This window comes from Brevundimonas sp. GW821-FHT12C05 (assembly GCF_058807475.1).
In genome coordinates this window covers 68,144-88,758 of record NZ_JBXAQS010000004.1, presented here as the reverse complement: position 1 = coordinate 88,758, position 20,615 = coordinate 68,144, and the positions used below count along the sequence as shown (strand labels likewise).

The following is a 20,615-nucleotide window of genomic DNA, read 5'->3' as shown; positions in this document are numbered from 1 at the left end:
CCGCCAACGGAGGAGGCGTCGTGACCCGGACCATCGAGCGCGTGGCGATCATCGGCGGAGGCTTCTCCGGCGCCATGCTGGCCGCGCGGCTGGCCGAACGGCGGATCGCCTCGACGATCATCGACCGCACCGGGAATTTCGGCCTGGGCGTCGCCTATTCGACGCCCTTCGACGGGCACCTGCTGAACGTGCGCTCCAATCGGATGAGCGCGATCAGCGACCGGCCCGGCGATTTCGTGCGCTGGCTCGAAACGAACCATCCCGACCGCGCCGACCCGAACGGCTTCGCGCCGCGCCGCCTGTACGGCCAGTACGTGCAGGACAGGCTGGCCGAGGTGCGGGCCGCCCGCCCCGGGCTGATCGAGACCGTGAAGGGCGAGGTCGTCGCCATCGACAACGACGCGGTGCGTCTGGCCGACGGGCAGGTGCTGAAAGCCGACGCCATCGTCCTGACCACCGGCAATCCGGCGCCGAAGACGGCGGCCGCCGACCACGACGGGCCGGCCGGCCGGGTGATCGGCGACCCGTGGGCCGCCGGCGCGCTGGACCGCATCGGACCGGAAGACGATGTGATCGTCGTCGGCACCGGGCTGACGATGGTGGACATGGTGCTGTGGCTTCAGGCGCGCGGCTGGCGCGGCCGGGCGCGGGCGCTGTCGCGAAGGGGGCTGAAGCCCCGCGGACACGACAACCGGCCCGACGCCTATGTCGAACCCACGGACGCGCTGTTGAACGCGGCCCCGTCCCGACGACTGCATGAGGCCCGGCGCCTGTCCGCGGACGGCGACTGGCGCGGGGTCATGGACGGGCTGAGGCCGATCACCGCCGACCTGTGGCAGGCGGCGGACATTCCGACCCGAGCCCGCCTGGTGCGCCACCTGCGGCCGTGGTGGGATGTCCACCGGCACCGGATCGCCGACACCATCGCCGCCGCGATCGCCGCCCTTGAGGATGAGGGCCGCCTGACAATCACCGCCGGCCGCGTGAAGCGGATCGATGAGGGCGAGGAGGCCGTCACCCTGACCTTCCGCCCGCGCAGTGGACCGGAGCAGCCGCCGATCACCGGACGCTGGCTGATCGACTGCACGGGACCGGGCCACGACCCGGCCAAGGATCCGCTGACCGGACCCTTGCTGGCGGAGGGACGCGCGCGGATGGATCCGCTCCGACTGGGCCTGGATCTGGACCTTCAGGGACGCGTTCTGCACGCCGATGGATCGGCCGACCCGCGCCTGTTCGTGCTGGGGCCGCCGGCCCGCGCTACGTTCTGGGAGACCATCGCCGTGCCGGACATCCGCAAACGGGTCGACGACGTGGCCCAGGCCCTGGGCGCGCTGAACCGGGAGCCGGCGTGATGCGCATCCGATCCACGGTGCTATTGACCGGCCTGCTGGCGCTGGCCGCCTGCGGGACGCAACCGGCGGCGCCCGCCGTCGTCGCGTCGACGGCGCAATCCTGCAACCTGCCCGCCGTTCTGCCCGCGCCGGAGATGGAGCATGTCCGACCCGACGAGGTCGTGGCCGACCGGCCGATCCTGTTCCACATGCTGGCGGTGACCTGGATGCCCGAGACCTGCCGCACGGGCGGGGACGGCCAGGGCGACCTGGCGTGCGAGACCAATCGCTTCGGCTGGACCCTGCACGGGCTGTGGCCCAACTCGGATGGGCGACCCTATCCGCGCTATTGCCGGGCGGCGACGCGGGTGGCGACCCAGACGATCCGCGCGGAGCTGTGCCGGACGCCTTCGGTGGATCTGGTGCAGCATGAGTGGGCCGCGCACGGCACCTGCGGTTGGGACACGCCCGAGGCCTATTTCCAACAGTCGGCCGCCATGTATGACAAGCTGGTCCGGCCCGATCCGCGCGGGCTGCGGACGGCGGGAGCGCTGCGCGACGCCTTCGCCCGCGCCAACCCGGGCCTGCCGCGCAGCGCGGTCTATATCGCCACCGCCGAGGGCGACCGGCTGCGCGAGGTCCGCATCTGCAACGACCTGTCGTTCAACCCGCGTCCCTGCCCCGGCGGCGAGGTGGGCGCGCGCGACGCGACCGTGCTGACGGTGGAGCCGATCCGGGACTGACTGGCCCCGCCCGACGACCGGCGATAGGCTGGACCGTCATCAAGGGGGACGGCATGGCCAATCCGATCGTTCGGGGCTTCAGCAAGCTGACGCAGTTCGCAGGGCGCGACACCCGTGGCGAGTTCTGGCCCTACGTCGGCGTGGTGGTCGCCCTGGTCTTCCTCGTTCAGGCCATCGGCATGAGCTGGGTGATGACCGATCTGATCGGGAAGGCGCAGGCCTATACCGACGCGCAACCGGTCCTGGTGATCGACTCCGACCTGCCGCCCGACACGCCCATACGGATCGAGCGGTCGCCGCCCCCGCTTCCGCCGCCGCCGATGCCGGATTTCCGCATCCTGGGCGGGGTCATGGGGGTGACGGTCGTCCTGGCGATGAGCCTGTTGGCGGCGGCGGTGTCGCGACGCCTGCATGATCGCAACATGACGGCGCTTTGGGGCCTGATGCCCTTGCCCTTCCTCGGCGTCGCGGCGATCGGTTTTCCGATCATGATGACCGACATGATGGCCAGCGAGACGCCGAACTTCGGCCTGTTCGGCCTGCTGTTCCTCAACAACGCGCTCTACATGGTCGCGCTGGTGACGCTGATCGTCATGCTGGCGCAACGGAGCGCACCGGGATCGAACCGCTTTGGCGCCGATCGTACGACGCCCGAACAGGACAGCGACTGGGGCGCGCCGGGTTAGGCGACGCCTACCCCGCCGCCCGCACCGCCGCGCTGACATCGGCGACCACCGCCTTCACCAGCGCCTCGTCGTCGCCCTCGGCCATGACGCGGATCAGCTTTTCGGTGCCCGAGGGGCGGACCAGCAGGCGGCCGACGCCCAAAAGGCGGGCCTCGGCGTCGGCGATGGCGGCCTTCACCCCGGCGTCCTGCAGCGGTCTGCCGGAGGTGTAGCGGACGTTCTCCAGAAGCTGGGGCACCTTGTCGAACTGGCGGGCCAGCTCGCTCATGGGACGGCCGCTCTGCACCAGGACAGCCAGCACCTGCAGGGCCGACATCAGGCCGTCGCCCGTGGTGGCGTAGTCATGCAGGATGATGTGGCCCGACTGTTCGCCGCCGACATTGAAGCCGCCTTCGCGCATCCGCTCCATGACGTAGCGATCGCCGACCTTGGTGCGCTCCAGCGTCAGGCCCTCGGCCAGCAGCGCCCGCTCCAGGCCGAGGTTGGACATGACCGTGGCGACCAGGCCGCCGCCCGTCAGCAGCCCGCGCCGCGCCCAGTCCAGGGCGACCATCGCCATGATCTGGTCCCCGTCGATCACCTGGCCCTTTTCATCGCAGATGATCACCCGGTCGGCGTCGCCATCCAGCGCGATCCCGATATCGGCTCCGTGACGGCGGACGGCCTCGGACAGGGTCGCGGGATGGGTGGAGCCGCAGTTCTCGTTGATGTTCAGGCCGTTCGGCTCGACTCCGACCGGAAAGACCTGGGCGCCCAGTTCGTAAAGGGCGGTCGGGGCGACCTTGTAGCCGGCGCCGTTGGCGCAATCGACAGCGATACGCAGGCCTTGAAGGCTGAGCCCCTTGGGGAAGCTGGCCTTGGCGATCTCGACGTAGCGGGCCTGGGCGTCGTCGATGCGCTTGACCCGGCCGAGGCCGTCGGCGGGGGCGAGACCGGCGCCGAGGTCCTCGTCCATCATCGATTCGATCTTCAGCTCGACCGCGTCCGACAGCTTGTAGCCGTCGGGGCCGAACAGCTTGATGCCGTTGTCGAGATAGGCGTTGTGAGACGCCGAGATCATCACGCCGATATCGGCGCGCATGGAACGGGTCATCATCGCCACGCCCGGCGTCGGCAGGGGGCCGAAGGTCAGGACGTCCATGCCGGCCGAGGCGAAGCCGGCGACCAGGGCCGGCTCGATCATATAGCCGGACAGGCGGGTGTCCTTGCCGATGACCACCAGGTGCCGCCGGTCGTCCGACGACATGAACATCCGACCCGCCGCCAGACCCACACGCAGCGCCACTTCAGGCGTCATGGGATGGGTATTGGCGCGCCCGCGAATGCCGTCGGTGCCGAAATAGCGTCGCTCAGCCAAATCCAGTCTTCCTTGCTCGACGGCCCGCCGTAACCTTGCGAAACCGCTTTTCAGGTGCAAATCCACGTCATCGTCGCCTACACCGGCGCCGACAGTCAGGGTCGGCTTAGACCCTCCCGCGCAGCGGCGCCAAGCGCGGATATCACTATTTTTCGGGGACTTCTCTTATGTGCGGCATCATTGGCGTGACGGGAATCGGCCCTGCGGTTCCCCGTCTGATCGACAGCCTGAAACGGCTGGAATACCGCGGCTACGACTCCGCGGGCGTGGCCGCCCTGGTCGATGGCAAGATCGAACGGCGTCGGGCCAAGGGCAAGATCCGCGAGCTGGAGGCCGTGCTGGCCGCCGAGCCGCTGGACGCCACCATCGGCATCGGCCACACCCGCTGGGCCACCCACGGCGCGCCGACCACCGCCAACGCCCACCCGCACAAGGCGGGCCGCGTCACGCTGGTGCACAACGGCATCATCGAGAATTTCGCCGAGCTGAAGGCCGAACTGGTCGCCGAAGGCCACGCCTTCGAGAGCCAGACCGACACCGAGGTGGTCGCCCACCTTCTGGACAGCGAACTGGCCAAGACCAACGACCCGCTGGTCGCCTTCAAGTCGGTGCTGGACCGGCTGACGGGGGCCTATGCCCTGGCGGTTCTGCTTGAGGGCGAGGAAGGCCTGATCCTGGGCGCGCGCCGCGGCAGCCCGCTGGTCGTGGGCTGGGGCGATGGAGAGATGTACCTGGGTTCCGACGCCCTGGCGGTCGGCCCCTTCACCACCCGCATCAGCTATCTGGAAGAGGGCGATTTCGTCGCCCTGGACCGCGACGGCGCGCGCATGTTCGACGCCTCGGGCGCCGCCGTCGACCGGCCGATCGTGCAGGTCTCGGCCTCCTCGGCCCTGGTCGAGAAGGGCGAGTACCGGCACTTCATGGAGAAGGAAATCCATGAACAGCCCGACAGCGTCCAGCATACCCTGAGCCACTACCTCGACTTCGTGAACGGTCGGGTGAACGCCAATGAGGTCGACTTCGCCGACGTCAGCCGCGTCCAGATCGTCGCTTGCGGCACCGCCTTCTACGCCGGTCAGATCGGCCGCTACGCCTTCGAGAAACTGGCGGGGCTGCCGTGCGACGTCGAGATCGCGTCGGAGTTCCGCTATCGCAATCCGGCCCTGACGCCGGGGACGCTGGCGGTCGCCGTCAGCCAGTCCGGCGAGACCGCCGACACCCTCGCCAGCCTGAGCTGGTGCAAGGCCCAGGGCCTCAAGACGGCCGCCCTGGTGAACGTGCACTCGTCATCCATGGCGCGTGAGGCCGGCGTCCTGTGGCCGACCCACGCCGGGCCCGAGATCGGCGTCGCCTCGACCAAGGCCTTCACCGCCCAGGTCGCGGCCCTGCTGGCGCTCGCCGTGTCCGCCGGCGTGGCGCGCGGCAAGATCGGTCCGGCCGAAGAGGCCGAGCTGGTCAAGGCGCTGTTCGAGGCCCCGCGTCTGATCGCCGAGGCCATGAAGATGGAGGCCGACCTCAAGGCCGTCGCCCACGACATCGCCAAGGCGACCGACGTCCTGTTCCTGGGCCGGGGCGCCATGTTCCCCCTCGCCATGGAGGGCGCGCTGAAGCTGAAGGAGATCAGCTATATCCACGCCGAGGGCTATGCCGCCGGCGAGCTCAAGCACGGCCCGATCGCCCTGATCGACGAGGAGACGCCGACCATCGCCCTCGCCCCGCTGGACGATGTGTTCGAGAAGACCGCCTCCAACCTGCAGGAGATCGCCGCGCGCGGCGGTCCGGTCATCATGATCGCGCCCAGGTCCGCGCCCGATCCGCACGGCGCCGGCATCCGGCGCGTCGACGCCCCGGAGTGCCACAGCCTGATCGCGCCCTTGGTCTACGCCGTGCCCGTCCAGATGCTGGCCTATTACACGGCGGTGCAGAAGGGCACCGACGTGGACCAGCCGCGCAACCTGGCCAAGTCGGTGACGGTGGAATGATCGCTTCCTGACGCAAATACGTTAGGCTGCCCGACCCTTCTGATCAGGACATTCCATGCCCGCCCATTCCCGCCGTCTCCGCAAGGCCGTTCTGCCCGTCGCCGGCCTCGGCACCCGGGTTTTGCCCGGCACCAAGACCACGCCCAAGGAACTGCTGAACGTCGTCGACCGGCCGATCCTGAGCTATATCGTCGAGGAAGCCCGCGAGGCCGGGATCGAGCACATCGTCTTCGTCACCGGCCGCTCCAAGGGCGCCATCGAGGACTATTTCGACCACCAGATCGAACTCGAGGCCCAACTGCTGGCCAAGGGCAAGACCGACATCCTCGAGATGATGAACGCCGAACTGGCCAGCGCCGGCGAGATGAGCTTCACCCGCCAGATGCAGCCCAAGGGGCTGGGGCACGCGGTCTGGTGCGCCCGCGACATCATCGGCGACGAACCGTTCGCGGTGATCCTGCCGGACGTGATCGTGGACGGCCAGCCCGGCGCGCTGAAGCAGTTGGCTGAGGTCTATGCCGAGGTCGGCGGCAACGTCATCGGCGTCGAACAGGTGCCCGAGAGCGAGACCCACAAGTACGGCATCGTCGATCCCATCGAAGGCCGCGAGGGCAACCGCATCCGCATGAAGGGAATGGTCGAGAAGCCGGCCCGCGGCGAGGCGCCGTCGAACCTGTCGATCTCGGGCCGCTATATCCTGCAGCCGGAAATCTTCGGCATCCTGGAGAACCAGCCGCGCGGAGCCGGGGGCGAGATCCAACTGACCGACGGCATGGCCCGGCTGATGTCCGACCAGCTGTTCACGGCGGTCCAGTACGCGGGCGTGACCCACGACTGCGGCGACAAGATCGGCCTGCTGCGCGCCAACGTCGCGCTGGCGCTCAAGCGCGCCGACCTCGGCGAAGCGGCGCGCGCGGCGATCGCCGCGCTTCTCTAGGACATCCGGCGCGTAAACGCGCCGGAGGCGGCGATCGCCGCGCTTCTCCAGGACATCCGGCGCGTAAACGCGCCGGGGGCGGCGATCAGCGGCCCGCTCTGACCGGCAGGCTCAGCCCGGGTTGTTGGGCGCGCGAGCGGGTCCGCCGCGAATTTCGCAGACGTTGTCCGTCTGCGGACGGCCGGTCTGACCGCTGCCCACGGGGGTCAGGATGCCGCCACGGGCCTGGCAGTCGGCGGTCAGCCTCTGCAGTTCCGTGCCGTAGCGGTCGGTTCCGCCGGTGGAGGAACAGGCCGACAGGGCCAGCCCCAGCACGACGGGCGTGATGATCATCAGGGTGCGCATGCGTCTCTCCTTCGGTCAGGGCAATGTCGCGGCCTGCCCACGGTTCCGCTCGACCGCCTCGACCAGGCGGTCGAGATCGGCGGGCGTGGACAGACGATGGTCTCCATCGGCCACGAGGTCCAGCGTGATATCGCCGCTCTGCAACCGTTCGGCGAGCTCGATCTGATGACGCCACGGCACGACATCGTCCTTACGCCCCTGCAGAATATGGACGGGGGCGGTGATCGGGATGACGCCGTCCAGCAGCAGCCAGTCGCGCCCCTCCTCGAACATACGGCGGGTCAGGACGTACTCTCCCAGCCCTTCCTCGACGATCAGGGCTTCGCCGTCCCGAAGGATGGACTGGCGGAGGTGGTCCGGAAGACCGGGCCACATCAGCCGTTCGGTGAAATCCTGCGCCGGATTGACCAGCACCAGCGCCTTGACCCGCTCCGGCCGCGCCACGGCGGCCAGCAGGGCGACCCAGCCGCCCATGGACGAACCGACCGGGATCACCGGGCCTTCGAGGCTGTCGATCAGGGCGACGGCGTCCTCGCGCCAGCGGCCGATGGTGGCCTGTTTCCAGTCTCCGGAAGACTGGCCGTGGGCGAAATGGTCGTACCGGACGTAGTTCCAGCCCCGTTCGCGCGCCGCCGCCACCAGCGCCAGCGCCTTGGTTCCCTCCATGTCGGACCGGAAGCCGCCGATCCAGATCACCGTCGGTCCGGCCCCGCGGACACGCTTGAGCGCCAGGGTCTCGCCGTCCGGGCGGTTCAGGCGTTCCAGATCATCCATGGCCGTTCCTCTCGCGAAATCGTTCGGGGACTGATAGCGAACGACCATCATCGAAGCGAAGGCCGAAACGCGTGTCTGAACCCAAGGTCCTGTTCGTCACCTCCAATCGGATCGGCGACTGCGTCATCTCCTCGGGCGTGATCCGCGAGATCGGCCGCCAGATTCCGGGCGCGCGGATCACCGTCGCCTGCGGCCGTCCGCCGGCGCCCTTCTTCCGCAATGCGCCCGGCGTCGAGCGGACCATCATCCTCGATAAGAAGAAGCTGTCCGGCCACTGGATCGACCTGTGGAAGCAGGTGGTCGGGACCCGCTGGGACATGGTCATCGACATCCGCGGCTCGGGGCTGGCCTACATCGTCCCGACCAAACGGCGGGTGATCTACAACCGCTCGTGGGAGACCGGCCTGCGCAAGGTCGAGATGGTGTCGCGCCTGATGGGCTCGGAGACGCCGCTGAACCCGGAAATCTGGCTGGACGATCAGGCCCGCGCCGAGGCCGCCGCCGTCATCGACCCGCAGCTGGCCGGCGGCGCCGGGCCGGGCCCGATCCTCGCCCTGGCCCCCATCGCACACCAGCCGGGCAAGAGCTGGCCCGCCGACCGCTGGGGCGCGCTGGTCGAGAAGCTGAAGGCCGATCCCCGCTTCGACGGCTGGCGCTTCATGCCCGTGGGCGGCCCGGGCGACCGCCCGCCCGCGACCCCCGCCCTGGAGGCCGCCGGAGACCGCGGCATCGATTTCGTGGGCAAGGGCGACATCCTGGCGTCAGCCGCCGCCATCGACCGGGCGACCCTGTTCGTGGGCAACGATTCCGGCCTGATGCACGTCTCGGCGGCGCTGGGCGGGCCGACGCTGGGCCTGTTCGGGCCGACCGAGTGGTGGCTGTACGGCCCGTGGGGTCCCAAGACCCGCACCGCGGCCTCCAACGAGACGCGCGGCCAGTTCGCCCCCATCGAGGACCTGACGGTCGACCACGTCTATGATGCGGTGCTGGCGCTACACGCGGACTTCATCGCGTCCTGAGCGCCCGTCACGCCTTGAAAATACGGGGTTTGAGGCTCATATAGGCCGCCGGAGGGGAACGCCGCGATTTATCGCGCGCTCCTTCTCGTCAGAATAGCGACCCTCTTCGACCACATAAGGAAACGACGCCCATTCGCCGTCCGATGCAAACGCCGCCCGTCAAGGATGGGCCGCCCATGAACCACGATATCCGCGCGCCTCGCGTCCTGCTGATCGACCAGCATGGCGAGAAGCAGGGGGTCATGCCGACCTCGGCCGCGCTGGAGGCCGCCGAAGAGGCGGGCCTGGATCTGGTTCAGATCGTCGCCACGTCGGATCCGCCCGTGTGCAAGATTCTCGACTACGGGAAGCACCGTTTCCAGGAGCAGAAGAAGAAGGCCGAGGCCCGCAAGCGCCAGAAGGTCGTCGAGCTCAAGGAGATCAAGCTCCGCCCGAACATCGACACCCACGACTATGAAGTGAAGGCGAAAGCCATGCACCGCTTCTTCGACGAGGGCGACAAGGTGAAGGTCACCCTGCGCTTCCGCGGTCGTGAAATGGCCCACCCGGAACTGGGCATGAAGCTGCTCAACAAGGTGCAGGCCGATTTCGACGAGATCGCCAAGGTCGAGTACGCCCCGCGTATGGAAGGCCGGCAGATGATCATGATCCTGGCCCCGCGCTGATCGGATCCGCCGCTGAAACAGAAACGCCCCGGTCCATCGACCGGGGCGTTTTCGTATGCGCCGCAAACAGGCTAAGCCTGCCCGCATGACACAGACCGACGCTTCGCCTCCCGCGCCCAAGGTTCAGGCTCCGGCGTTGGCCGTGCTGTTTTCCGTCGTCTTCATCAATCTGGTCGGCTTCGGCCTGGTGGTGCCCCTGCTGCCGTTCTTCGCCCAGAGCCTGAAGGCGGAGGCCTGGCAGATCACCCTGATGTTCTCGGCCTATTCGCTGGGCCAGTTCTTCGCAGAACCCTTCTGGGGCCGGCTGTCGGACCGGATCGGGCGCAAGCCGGTCCTGCTGATCACCCTGGTCGCGAACGCCGTCGGCTATCTGGCGCTGGCCTTCGTGCCCAACATCTGGCTGGCCATCGCGGTGCGGTTGTTCACCGGCCTGGGGGCGGGCAACATCTCGACCGTCCAGGGCTATGTCGCCGACATCACCCCGCCGGAACAGAGGGCCGGGCGCATGGGCCTGATCGGCGCCGCGTTCGGACTGGGCTTCATCGTCGGTCCGGGTCTGGGCGGACTGCTGACCCAGCCGCAACTGGGACATATCGGCTATCAGCTGCCGATCTTCACCGCCGCGGCCCTGGCCGCCCTGGCGGCGGCCGGCGTGGTCGTCTTCCTCAAGGAAAGCCGCGCCAAGGCCGACCCGGCCGCGCCGCGGCCGCGCTTCCTGGCCGGCCTGCACGACGCCCGGGCCAATCCGGTCGTGTCGCGGGTGCTGCTGGTGACCCTAGTCTACATGGCCGGCTTCTCGGCGATGGAGAGCGTGTTCGGGCTGTGGGCCGAGGATCGCTACGCGTGGAACGCGCTGGAGGTCGGGCTGAGCTTCATGATCGTCGGCATCGTCTCGACCTTGAACCAGGGCTTCTTCGCCGGGCGGCTGGCCAAGCGGTTCGGCGAGGCGCGGGTGCTGGCGTTCGGGATGCTGCTGTTCGGCGCCTCCCTGGTCGCGCAGGTGGCCGCGCCCGTCGCCTGGTTCCCCGCCCTGTCCCTGGACATCGGGGCCTGGACGCTGCCGGTCGCGCAGGGCTGGATCATTCCGATCGTGATGGCCGTCGGCGCCTGCGGCATGTCGCTGGCCATGCCCAACATCTCGGCCCTGATCAGCCGCTCGACGCCGCCGGACCGGCAGGGGGCGATGTTGGGGCTGAACATGGCGTCAGGCTCGATCGCGCGCATCTTCGGACCGATGGTCGCCGGCGCCCTGTTCTCGGCCCTGGGTCACGACTGGCCCTTCCTGGTCGGGGCGGCGCTGACGGTTCCGGCGGCGGTGATGGCGATCAACGCCGGCCGCGCCTTCCGCAAGCATCAGGCGGAGGCCGCGGCGACCTGAAATCCCGCTCAACGCTGGACTCTGGCCGCCGCTTCGACTAGAAGCCGCGCCTTCGCGTACCGAACCGCCGGGCGAACAGGCATGCCTGGGCGGTTCTTAATCAGGGAAACCTCCCCTCGGGCCCAAGTGGCTCGAAGAGCGGCAACCCACTCAAAAAGTGAGATGAAAATGCCGAAACTGAAGACGAAGTCGGGCGCCAAGAAGCGCTTCAAATTCACGGCCACTGGCAAGGTTAAGGCCGGCGTTGCTGGCAAGCGTCACCGCTTGATCAGCCACAACAGCAAATACATCCGCCAGAACCGCGGCACCTCGGTCATGGCCGACGCCGACGCCAAGAAGATCAAATCCTACATGCCGTACGCCTGATCGGCGCGCGCTGTTTCGATTGATCTCCACCTGAATTTGAAAGGATAGCGACATGGCTCGCGTCACTCGGGGCGTCACGTCCCACGCCAAGCACAAGAAGGTTCTGAAGCAGGCCAAGGGCTTCTACGGCCGCCGCAAGAACACCATCCGCACCGCCAAGGCCGCCGTTGATCGCGCCGGCCAGTACGCCTACCGCGACCGCCGCACCAAGAAGCGCAACTTCCGCGCCCTGTGGATCCAGCGCATCAACGCCGCGGCCCGGATCGAAGGCTTCACCTACTCGCAGTTCATCCACGGTCTCGGCGAAGCCGGCATCGAGCTGGACCGCAAGGTCCTGGCCGCGATGGCCGCCGACGAAACCGCCTTCAAGGCGATCGCCGACAAGGTCCGTGACGCTCTCAAGGCCGCCTAAGCCTTTTAAGCTGAACGTCTGAAACACGCCCGCTCCGGTTCGTCCGGGGCGGGCGTTTTCGTATGCGCCGCGCAACCGAGGGGCGGGTCCGGTCGTTCAGGGAAGCGTCGCCATAAACCGGCGCTCACCCTGATCCAGGAGCCTGCCCATGTCCGTCGCCAAGGTCACCGAAATCACCGCCTCGTCCACCGTCAGCTTCGAGGACGCGCTGAAACAGGGCATCGCCCGCGCCGACAAGACCCTGAAGAACGTGGAAGGCGCCTGGATCCAGGAGCAGAAGGTCATCGTGAAGGGCGGCAAGGTCACCGAGTACCGGGTGAACATGAAGGTCACCTTCGTTCTCAACGACTGAGGACGACCCGCTCAGACGAGGCCGGGCGTTGCCGTATCGGGCGTCGCACAGCTAGGCTGCGGCCATGATCTCGCGCCCGCTTCTCGTCGCCGCCCTGCTGTTCGGCCTCGCCACGCCCGCCGTCGCCCAGCAGCGCGCCGTGGCCGTCACCTTCGACGATCTGCCCTATCAGGCGCCGGAGGCGGCCCTGTGCGATCCGGACGCGGCGCGCGCCCTCACCCGTGACCTGATCGCGGTCGTGGCCCCGCTGGACACCCACGGCACGATCTTCGTCAACGAGGGCAAGGTCTGCGACGCCCAGCGCGGCGTCCTGCTGCCCGAACTGCTGACGCTGTGGCTGGACGCCGGGTTCGAGGTCGGCAACCACACCTTCAGCCACATCAACATCCACCAGAACACGGCCGAGGCCTACCTCGCCGACCTGGACCGGGCGCGGAGATCACCCGGCCGCTGCTGGAGGCGCGCGGCCAGCGGCTGCGATGGTTCCGCCATCCCTATCTGTTCACCGGAGAGACGCCGGAGAAGCACGACGCCATCGCCGCGGGCCTGGCCGAACGCGGCTATGAGGTCGCGCCGGTGACCATCGACAACGTCGACTGGATGTTCGCCGACGTCTACCGCAAGGCCGAGCGGCTGGATGATCCGGCCCTGAAGGCGCGGGTGGGCGAGGCCTATGTCGCCTACATGACCACCGTGCTGGACTTCTTCGAGCCGTACAGCGCCGAGATCACCGGCGGCCGCGAGCCGGCGCAGATCCTGCTGCTGCACGCCAACAGCCTGAACCGGGACTACTACCCCCGGATCCACGCCCTCTATCTGGCGCGAGGCTATCGCTTCGTGCCGCTGGGCGAGGCGCTGGCCGATCCGATCTACAGCCACGCCGACACCTATGTCCGGGCCAACGGCGTCTCGTGGCTGCATCGCTGGACGCGGACGGACGGGCGGGCGATCCGCTGGGAGCCCGAGCCGCCGGACTGGATCGTGGCGGCCAATCGCGGCACGGCGGAGGATCTGGCGGCGGCCCAGTCCGGCGCTCGCACCGCGCCTTGAGCCGGACAGGTGACGCGCGGCCCATCAGCCGCTAGATGCTGCCGGACATGACCGATCTCGCCCAACTCGAACTCGACCTGATCAACGCCATCGGCTCGGCGGAAACCGCCGCCGCCGTGGAGGACCTGCGCGTCGCGGCGCTGGGCAAGTCCGGCTCGATCTCCGGCCTGCTCAAGGGCATGGGGGCCATGAGCCCCGACGAACGCCGCGAGCAGGGCCCGATGATCAACGGCCTGCGCGACCGGGTGTCGTCGGCCCTGGCCGCCCGCAAGGCCGAGCTGGAAGGCGCCGAGCTGGACGCCCGCCTGAAGGCCGAGCACGTCGACCTGACCCTGCCGCCGCGCCCGCGCCGCCAGGGCAGCGTGCACCCGACCATGCAGGTGATGGACGAGATGATCGCCATCTTCGCGGACATGGGCTTCGCGGTCGCCGAGGGCCCGGACGTCGAGGACGACTTCCACAACTTCACCGCCCTGAACTTCCCGCCCAAGCATCCGGCGCGGGAGATGCACGACACCTTCTTCCTGAAGCCCGACCCGGACACGGGCGAGCGCAAGGTGCTGCGCACCCACACCAGCCCGGTGCAGGTGCGCACCATGATGACCCAGAAGCCGCCGATCCGGATCATCGCGCCCGGCCGCACCTTCCGGAAGGACAGCGACGCCACCCACACGCCGATGTTCCACCAGGTCGAGGGCCTGGTGATCGACAAGGCCATCCACATGGGCCACCTGAAGTGGACGCTGGAAACCTTCGTCGCGCGCTTCTTCGAGCTGGACGGCGTCGACGCCCGCTTCCGGCCGCACCACTTCCCCTTCACCGAGCCGTCGGCCGAGATGGACATCCGCTGCGACCGCTCGGGCGGCGAACTGAAGTTGAACACCGGCGACAGCTGGATGGAGATCCTGGGCTGCGGGATGGTGCATCCGAACGTGCTGCGGAACTGCGGCATTGATCCGGACGAGTATCAGGGCTTCGCCTTCGGCATGGGCGTGGATCGCCTGGCCATGCTGAAGTACGGCATCCCGGACCTGCGCCCGATGTTCGACGCCGACACCCGATGGCTGGCCCACTACGGCTTCTCGGCCTTCGCCGCCCCCAACTCCGCAAGCGGACTGTCCTGATGACCGACCAGCCCCTGTCTTCTCCCGCCGCCCCGCGGACGATCGATCCCCTCGCGAAAGAGCTCAACGGCGGGCGCTTCTCGCTGTTCGACCTGTATCGCGCCAGCGTGCAGGCCGGCGGCGGCGCCGTGCTGGACAACCGGACCTTCACCGAGTGCGTGATCGAGGGTCCGGCGCTGATGCTGGTTCTCGAGGGCACCCAATTCAGCGGCACCAATTTCGGCCCGACGGGGGACGACATGCGCAACATGCTGTTCCAGCCGATGGGCGGTGGGGCCATCGGCGCCATTCCCGTGCGGAACTGCACCTTCGAGCGGTGCCAGTTCCAGGCGATCGGCATCACGGGCAACGAGACGCTGCTGCAGCTGCTGATCGATCAGGTCGTCACGACCCGCTGACAGCCAGAACCGCAATTCGAGAGATTCCCCGCATGACCGACGAAACCCCCAAGATGTCCGCTGAAGAAACGGCCGGGCGCGCGCTTGTCGCTCGCACCAGTTTCGAGAAGGAAGCCGTGTGGCTTCCGATGCTGGCGGTCCAGCACTGGAACGCCGGCGAGATGTTCATCGACGGCAAGACCTTCACCGACTGCCTGATCGAAGGCCCGGGCGTGATGGCGGTGATGAACGGCACGGTGTTCGACAACTGCGCCATGGGCACGACGACCGACGTCGGCGCCCTGCTCTACAAGCCGGTCGGCAAGACCAAGATGGCGGGCGTCATCGGGGTGTCCAACAGCCGCTTCGTGCGCTGCCGTTTCGTCCAGATCGGTTTCACCGGCAGCGACGAACTGGTGGAGCAGCTGCACGCCGGCATCCGCGCGTCCGGCGCGGACGCGCCCTCGGAGCCCCAGGCGTGAAATTCACCCTCTCCTGGCTGAAGGACCATCTGGACACGGAGGCGGACGCCGCCGCCGTGGCCGAGGCCATGACCATGGCCGGCCTCGAGGTCGAGGATGTCCACGATCCGATCGCCTCGCTGGCCCCCTTCACGGTGGCGAAGATCGTCTCGGCTGAACGCCATCCCAACGCCGACCGCCTGCAGGTCTGCCAGGTCGAGACCGTCGACGGGATGAAGGAGATCGTCTGCGGCGCGCCGAACGCGCGCGCGGGCCTGACCACCATCTACGCCCCCATCGGCGCCTATGTGCCCGGACTGGGCGTGACCTTGGTCGAGAAGCCGGTGCGCGGCGTGGTCTCGAACGGCATGCTGTGCTCGGCCTCGGAGCTTGAGCTGGCCGATGAGAGCGACGGCATCCTGGAGCTGGACGACGCCCTGAAGGTGGGTGAACCCGCCGCCGGCGTCTTCGGCGCCGAACCGGTCATTGATTTCGAGGTGACCCCGAACCGGCCCGACTGGCTGGGCGTCGCCGGCATCGCCCGCGACCTGGCCGCCGCCGGCCTGGGCACGCTGAAGACCCCCGCCATCGAACCGATCGCCGGGACCTTCGCCTCGCCGATCACGGTGCGCCTCGACGCGCCCGAAATGTGCCCGGTCTTCGCCGGCCGCACGATCCGCGGCGTGCGGAACGGCCCGTCGCCCGAGTGGCTGAAGCGCCGTCTGGAGGCCATCGGCCTGCGCTCGATCAACCGGCTGGTCGATGTGACCAATCTGATCACCTACGACCGGGCGCGCCCGCTGCACGTCTATGACATCGCCAAGCTGGAGGGCAGCGAGATCGTGGTGCGCCGTGGCCAGTCCTCGGACCCCACGGCGACGACGGAGCCCGTCTTCGCTCTGGACGGCAAACTCTATGAGGTCTCGTCCAATGACTGCGTCATCGCGGATGCGGGGGGCCTGCGCGCCATCGGCATCGGCGGCGTCATGGGCGGCGACAATACCGGCTGTTCGGACCAGACGGTCGACGTCTTCGTTGAATCCGCCTGGTTCGACCCCATCGTGACGGCCCAGACGGGACGCAGCCTCGGCATCTCTTCGGACGCCCAGTACCGGTTCGCGCGCGGCGTGGACACGGCCTCGGTCGTGCCGGGCGTGGAACTGGCGACAAAGCTGATCCTCGACCTGTGCGGCGGTGAACCGTCCGAGATCACGGTGGCCGGACAGGCTCCCGCCGCCCCGACCGCCTTCGCCTTCAATCCTGCCCGCGTCGGTTCGCTGACCGGCCTGTCGCTGACGGATGACCGTATCGCCGACATCCTGACCGCGCTGGGCTTCGCCGTGGAGCGTGGCGCGTCGTGGTCGGTGACGCCGCCGACCTGGCGCCGGGACGCCGAAGGCCCCGCCGATCTGGTGGAAGAGGTCGCCCGCATCGAGGGCTTCGGCGAACTGCCGTCCACGCCCCTGCCCGATCAGGGCGCGCCGTCGCGAGGCGTGCTGAACCCGCGTCAGGCGCGCGTTCGCCTGGCCCGCCGGGCGCTGGCGGCCATGGGCTACGCCGAGGCCGTCACCTGGTCCTTCAACAAACAGTCGATCGCGGCCCTGTTCGGCGGCGGCGACGAAAAGCTGGTGGTCGAGAACCCCATCGCCGCGGATCTGGACTGCATGCGGCCCTCGGCCCTGCCGAACCTGATCCAGGCCGCCGCCCGCAACGCCGCGCGGGGCCACGCCGACGCCGCCCTGTTCGAAATCGGCCCGATCTATCTGGACGACCAGCCGAACGGCCAGCGCACCGTCATCGCGGGCCTGATCGCGCCGCGCTCGGCCCGCCATTGGGGCGGCGGCGCGGAAGACGCCCTGTTCGCCCTGAAGGGCGACCTCATCGCCCTGCTGGACCAGCTGGGCGCGCCGACGGCGTCGCTGCAGCTGGTTCAGGGCCAGAACCGCGACTGGTGGCATCCGGGCCGCTCCGCGCGACTGCAGCTGGGTCCGAAGAACGTCATGGTCGAGTTCGGCGCCCTGCACCCCCGGGTGCTCAAGGCGCTGGACGCCGACGCTCCGATGCTGGCCTTCGAGATCGTGCTGGACGCCGTGCCCGAACCGCGCGGCGCCAAGTCCAAGACGCGGGGACCGGCCAGCCTGGCCAATCTGATGCCCCTGACCCGCGACTTCGCCTTCGTGGTCGAGGACGGCAAGGCGGTCGGCGATCTGGTCCGCGCCGTGACCGGCGCCGACAAGGCCCTGATCAACGAGGTCCGGGTCTTCGACATCTATCGCGGCAAGGGCGTGGACGAGGGCTTCAAGTCGGTGGCGCTGGAAGTCGTCATCCAGCCGGTCGAGGCCACCTTGACCGACGCCGAGATCGAGGCCCTGTCGGCCAAGGTCGTGGCGGCGGCGACGAAGCTGGGCGCCGTGCTGCGCGCATAGGACCCCGGACGAATGACAGGCGGCTCACGCCGCCTGTCATGTCCCGAGACGATCACGCAGCCGGTTGGATGTTCGCGACGTCCACGACGCGACTGCCGCTCATGAGATAGTACTCGGCCGGATCGAGACGGATCCGGACGACATCGGTTCCCGCCGGGATCGGCGTCCGGTCGCCGGCGATGTCCAAGCGCAGCCACTGCACGGAGCCATCAGCCGCCTCCACCGCCAGGGAAAGGCGCGGCAGCCAGTAGTCGCCACCCGATCGCACCAGGATCAGCCCGTCGCCGTCGCGCTCGACATGGAAGGCGGGCGCGCCCTTGCCCTCGACCCACGGCTTCAGGAAGCGCTCAGCTTTGGCGGCGTCAGGGCCGAAACCCGCGAGGAAGTCGGCATAGCCGGTCCGACCGGGAGAGGAGGCGACGAAAGCCCGCATGCCCCGGTCAAAGGCCTCTCGACCCAACACTCTTTCAAGCATGGCCAGCGTCCAGGCTCCCTTGGCGTAGGCGACGCCCGAGTTGGTCGGATCATCGTTGAGCGCCGTCGCCTGGGCCTGGGCGTTGATCAGGAACAACCGGGCCTGATCCCGCCAGAACCAGCGCGCGGCTTCAGCGCCGTAGCGATCGTCGATCACCAGGCTTTCCGCATAGGTCGCCCAGCCTTCGGCCAGGAAGTTGCGCGTGGCCCCGGACGGGCGCGTCCAGAGATGGGCGACCTCGTGGTCAAAGAAGGCGCGGACCGGAAACCCGTCGCCGCGCGAGGGCGGACCGCCCCTGGTCCCCGTGAAGATCCCCTGGTTGGACAGGAAATGCCAACCGTTACCGTCCCTGCCGCGCGCCTGGACGACCGCCATGCGATCCAGCGCCGGCGCCCCGAACCGGTCCGACAGCAGGGTCCAGGTCCGCTCGCCGGCCACGGCCAGATCCTCGAGGGAAGGCGAGTAGTCAGGGGTCGCGAACAATTCGATGGTGACCTTGCCGAGCTGTCGGCGTCGCGGCTCCCAAGCCTCGTCATAGGCCCAGGTAACGGCCGTCGTGGGCTCCTCGGAGCGGGCGATCACGGTCCGGACACCATCGCGCGTCGTCTCGGTCTGCGGCAGATCGACCGCCACCTTCAGTCGTTCGGGCGCGCGGATCGTGATCGAAAAATCGGCCAGGCCGCTGTCGACCCCGAAACCGAAGAAGGGATGCCACCAGTACTGGTTTCGGACATGGCCGAACCCATCGGCGAACATGGCGGAGTTGCCGCCGGCCTCGCGCTCGACATCAACGGAATACTCGACCCGCACGCGGCGACGGCCGGGATCGGCCTCCAACCACAGAAATCCGTCCTGGAACACGAACGGCGTCGGGCGCCCGTCCACGGTGACAGTGCGAACGGCGGCCTTGGCATTCAGCCCGAAGAAGAAGCCCAGGCGGCCATCGACGCTCACCGTCATGTCATCAACGGCCGCGAATCCCTTGGCCGGATCCAGATCGACCGTCAGATCATGGGCGATGATCCGATTGACCTGAAACGGAACGCGGCCCTCGATCCGCCAGCCGTTTGAGGCCCATCGGGCGGTATGCAGGCCACTGTAGAGCATGGATGAACTGGTCTGGTCGCCGCTGTTCCCCTGCGCGATCCGCCCGGACAACAGGACCGTCGCCACGCCCGCCGTTTCATCCAGACGGACGATCCTTGGGGACCCCGAGGTTCGCGGACGGTCGGCTCGGAACAGCCTTTCGGCGGACGACGACGGTCCATAGACTTGAACAAAGCTGTTTTGATCGCTCTCGAATCCCACCGAGATACGCGCGATATAATCTTCCAGGGACACTCTGTCTTGAGCAGAAACATTAGATACTGGAATAAAAAATAATGATGCGGCCAAAATAAACGATCGCACCATCATTTGTTTCTCCGATTCTACTATTGGTTCGGAGAATCTTTGAACGATTACACACGGTCAAGTTAATATAGATTCATAAAGCACAAACCATCGACTACGACGCGAGACGCATCAACAACCTTTCGTTAACCTTGCCGCCGCAAGGCTGACGCAAAGCCCGGCGACGGTGGCACGAGCGCCCGCGCGAGTCGGGCGGACCGCCTTCGGAGCCACGACCATGCATCGCCGCCACCTGATCCAGTCCGGCCTCGCGCTCGGCGCGACCTCCGCTCTCGGCGCCTGCGCCAGCAACGGGCCGACCGATCCCAACTATCCGATCCGTTCGGACCAGACGGCGCCCGCCTACACCTCCGACGAACTGATCGCCGCCGGCTCGCGCGAGCTGGGCATCGCGGCGGAAGCCATCGGCGGCGCCATCGAGCGCATCTTCGCCGACCAGGGCGATCGCCCGACCGCCTATATCGCGGGCGAGGAAGCCGCCGGCGCCGTCGGCGTGGGCCTGCGCTACGGCCGCGGCGCCCTGCACATGAAGGACCTGTCGGCCTCGCAGGAAGTGTTCTGGCAGGGGATCTCGATCGGCTGGGACATGGGCGGCAACGGCAGCCGGGTCTTCACCCTGGTCTACGGCCTGTACCACCCCGACATGCTGTATCGCCGCTACCCCGGCGTAGAGGGCACGGCCTACCTCGTCGGCGGCCTGGGCGTGAACTACCAGCGCGCCGACGGCATCGTGCTGGCCCCCATCCGCACCGGCGTCGGCCTGCGCCTGGGCGCCAACGTCGGCACCATGGCCTACAGCCGCCAGCGGAACCTGCTTCCCTTCTAAGGAAGGGCGCTACCGCTCGCGACGCGGTCGCTCGCTGCTTGAGCGCAAAGAGAAAGGCCGCAGCGGATGCTGCGGCCTTTGATCTGTTCAGAATACGCGAAGCGCCAGGCCGC

General features: G+C 68.3%; 22 protein-coding genes. 18 read left to right on the top strand and 4 right to left on the bottom strand.

Annotated elements, in window-relative coordinates; all coding sequences use genetic code 11:
- Positions 1–20 precede the first annotated feature (20 nt).
- From AC1RRF_RS14060 to AC1RRF_RS14050, 3 genes are read left to right on the top strand one after another with little or no spacing between them, the layout of a single operon-like run.
- Entirely contained in the window at positions 21–1,355 is a 1,335-nt protein-coding gene (locus tag AC1RRF_RS14060) for an FAD/NAD(P)-binding protein (RefSeq protein ID WP_492835573.1), read from the top strand.
- A complete protein-coding gene (locus AC1RRF_RS14055) occupies positions 1,355–2,077 on the top strand; it encodes a ribonuclease T2 family protein (RefSeq protein WP_492835571.1) in 723 nt (240 codons plus the stop codon). Before AC1RRF_RS14060 ends, AC1RRF_RS14055 begins: the two co-directional genes overlap by 1 nt.
- A 53-nt stretch (positions 2,078–2,130) precedes the next feature.
- Positions 2,131–2,763, top strand: a complete 633-nt coding sequence (locus AC1RRF_RS14050) for a DUF805 domain-containing protein (RefSeq protein WP_492835569.1) — start codon at positions 2,131–2,133, stop codon at positions 2,761–2,763.
- 7 nt (positions 2,764–2,770) lie between these two features.
- Here the strand turns inward: AC1RRF_RS14050 and glmM are convergent, their stop codons facing one another.
- Positions 2,771–4,120, bottom strand: a complete 1,350-nt coding sequence (glmM, locus tag AC1RRF_RS14045) for a phosphoglucosamine mutase (protein ID WP_492835567.1) — start codon at positions 4,118–4,120, stop codon at positions 2,771–2,773.
- A gap of 167 nt (positions 4,121–4,287) precedes the next feature.
- Between glmM and glmS the strand changes: the two genes are divergently transcribed.
- Both glmS and galU read left to right on the top strand, forming a co-directional pair.
- The gene (gene glmS / locus AC1RRF_RS14040) at positions 4,288–6,102 is read left to right on the top strand and encodes a glutamine--fructose-6-phosphate transaminase (isomerizing) (protein ID WP_492835565.1); all 1,815 of its coding nucleotides are present in this window, start codon (positions 4,288–4,290) and stop codon (positions 6,100–6,102) included.
- Between the two features lie 55 nt (positions 6,103–6,157).
- Positions 6,158–7,039, top strand: a complete 882-nt coding sequence (gene galU, locus AC1RRF_RS14035) for a UTP--glucose-1-phosphate uridylyltransferase GalU (RefSeq protein WP_492835563.1) — start codon at positions 6,158–6,160, stop codon at positions 7,037–7,039.
- 111 nt (positions 7,040–7,150) lie between these two features.
- Here galU and AC1RRF_RS14030 read toward each other — a convergent pair whose 3' ends face one another.
- Both AC1RRF_RS14030 and AC1RRF_RS14025 read right to left on the bottom strand, forming a co-directional pair.
- A complete protein-coding gene (locus tag AC1RRF_RS14030; RefSeq protein ID WP_492835561.1) occupies positions 7,151–7,384 on the bottom strand; it encodes a hypothetical protein in 234 nt (77 codons plus the stop codon).
- Positions 7,385–7,399: 15 nt separating this feature from the next.
- Positions 7,400–8,158, bottom strand: a complete 759-nt coding sequence (locus tag AC1RRF_RS14025) for an alpha/beta fold hydrolase (protein ID WP_492835559.1) — start codon at positions 8,156–8,158, stop codon at positions 7,400–7,402.
- Between the two features lie 71 nt (positions 8,159–8,229).
- Here AC1RRF_RS14025 and AC1RRF_RS14020 point away from each other — a divergent pair, with 71 nt between their 5' ends.
- The 12 genes from AC1RRF_RS14020 (at position 8,230) to pheT (ending at position 17,788) form a co-directional block, all read left to right on the top strand.
- Positions 8,230–9,177, top strand: a complete 948-nt coding sequence (locus tag AC1RRF_RS14020) for a glycosyltransferase family 9 protein (RefSeq protein WP_492835557.1) — start codon at positions 8,230–8,232, stop codon at positions 9,175–9,177.
- 143 nt (positions 9,178–9,320) lie between these two features.
- A complete protein-coding gene (infC, locus tag AC1RRF_RS14015; protein WP_291832151.1) occupies positions 9,321–9,842 on the top strand; it encodes a translation initiation factor IF-3 in 522 nt (173 codons plus the stop codon).
- A gap of 85 nt (positions 9,843–9,927) precedes the next feature.
- Positions 9,928–11,220 (top strand): MFS transporter, encoded by a 1,293-nt coding sequence (locus AC1RRF_RS14010; RefSeq protein ID WP_492835555.1) that lies wholly within the window; start codon positions 9,928–9,930, stop codon positions 11,218–11,220.
- Between the two features lie 168 nt (positions 11,221–11,388).
- Positions 11,389–11,586, top strand: coding sequence for a 50S ribosomal protein L35 (gene rpmI / locus AC1RRF_RS14005; protein ID WP_003166435.1), 198 nt, complete (start codon positions 11,389–11,391; stop codon positions 11,584–11,586).
- Positions 11,587–11,638: 52 nt separating this feature from the next.
- The gene (gene rplT / locus AC1RRF_RS14000) at positions 11,639–11,998 is read left to right on the top strand and encodes a 50S ribosomal protein L20 (RefSeq protein WP_439470667.1); all 360 of its coding nucleotides are present in this window, start codon (positions 11,639–11,641) and stop codon (positions 11,996–11,998) included.
- Positions 11,999–12,146: 148 nt separating this feature from the next.
- Positions 12,147–12,350 carry a dodecin family protein gene (locus AC1RRF_RS13995; RefSeq protein WP_492835553.1) on the top strand — a complete coding sequence of 68 codons (204 nt, stop codon included), beginning with the start codon at positions 12,147–12,149 and terminating at the stop codon, positions 12,348–12,350.
- 64 nt (positions 12,351–12,414) lie between these two features.
- On the top strand, positions 12,415–12,930 hold the full coding sequence (locus tag AC1RRF_RS13990) for a polysaccharide deacetylase family protein (RefSeq protein WP_492835551.1): 516 nt from the start codon (positions 12,415–12,417) through the stop codon (positions 12,928–12,930).
- Positions 12,927–13,400: a polysaccharide deacetylase family protein gene (locus AC1RRF_RS13985; protein WP_492835549.1), complete on the top strand. Its 474-nt coding sequence runs from the start codon at positions 12,927–12,929 to the stop codon at positions 13,398–13,400. Before AC1RRF_RS13990 ends, AC1RRF_RS13985 begins: the two co-directional genes overlap by 4 nt.
- A gap of 47 nt (positions 13,401–13,447) precedes the next feature.
- Positions 13,448–14,524 carry a phenylalanine--tRNA ligase subunit alpha gene (gene pheS / locus AC1RRF_RS13980; protein WP_492835547.1) on the top strand — a complete coding sequence of 359 codons (1,077 nt, stop codon included), beginning with the start codon at positions 13,448–13,450 and terminating at the stop codon, positions 14,522–14,524.
- A complete protein-coding gene (locus AC1RRF_RS13975; RefSeq protein WP_492835545.1) occupies positions 14,524–14,922 on the top strand; it encodes a hypothetical protein in 399 nt (132 codons plus the stop codon). Before pheS ends, AC1RRF_RS13975 begins: the two co-directional genes overlap by 1 nt.
- Positions 14,923–14,954: 32 nt before the next feature.
- Positions 14,955–15,383 carry a hypothetical protein gene (locus AC1RRF_RS13970; RefSeq protein WP_492835543.1) on the top strand — a complete coding sequence of 143 codons (429 nt, stop codon included), beginning with the start codon at positions 14,955–14,957 and terminating at the stop codon, positions 15,381–15,383.
- Positions 15,380–17,788 (top strand): phenylalanine--tRNA ligase subunit beta, encoded by a 2,409-nt coding sequence (gene pheT / locus AC1RRF_RS13965; RefSeq protein WP_492835541.1) that lies wholly within the window; start codon positions 15,380–15,382, stop codon positions 17,786–17,788. The genes AC1RRF_RS13970 and pheT overlap by 4 nt, the downstream gene beginning before the upstream one ends.
- A 52-nt stretch (positions 17,789–17,840) precedes the next feature.
- Here pheT and AC1RRF_RS13960 read toward each other — a convergent pair whose 3' ends face one another.
- Positions 17,841–19,436: a M1 family aminopeptidase gene (locus tag AC1RRF_RS13960; RefSeq protein ID WP_492835539.1), complete on the bottom strand. Its 1,596-nt coding sequence runs from the start codon at positions 19,434–19,436 to the stop codon at positions 17,841–17,843.
- A gap of 457 nt (positions 19,437–19,893) precedes the next feature.
- On the opposite strand from AC1RRF_RS13960, the gene AC1RRF_RS13955 reads away from it, so the two are divergent.
- Positions 19,894–20,502, top strand: coding sequence for a DUF1134 domain-containing protein (locus AC1RRF_RS13955; RefSeq protein ID WP_492835537.1), 609 nt, complete (start codon positions 19,894–19,896; stop codon positions 20,500–20,502).
- Positions 20,503–20,615 lie beyond the last annotated feature (113 nt).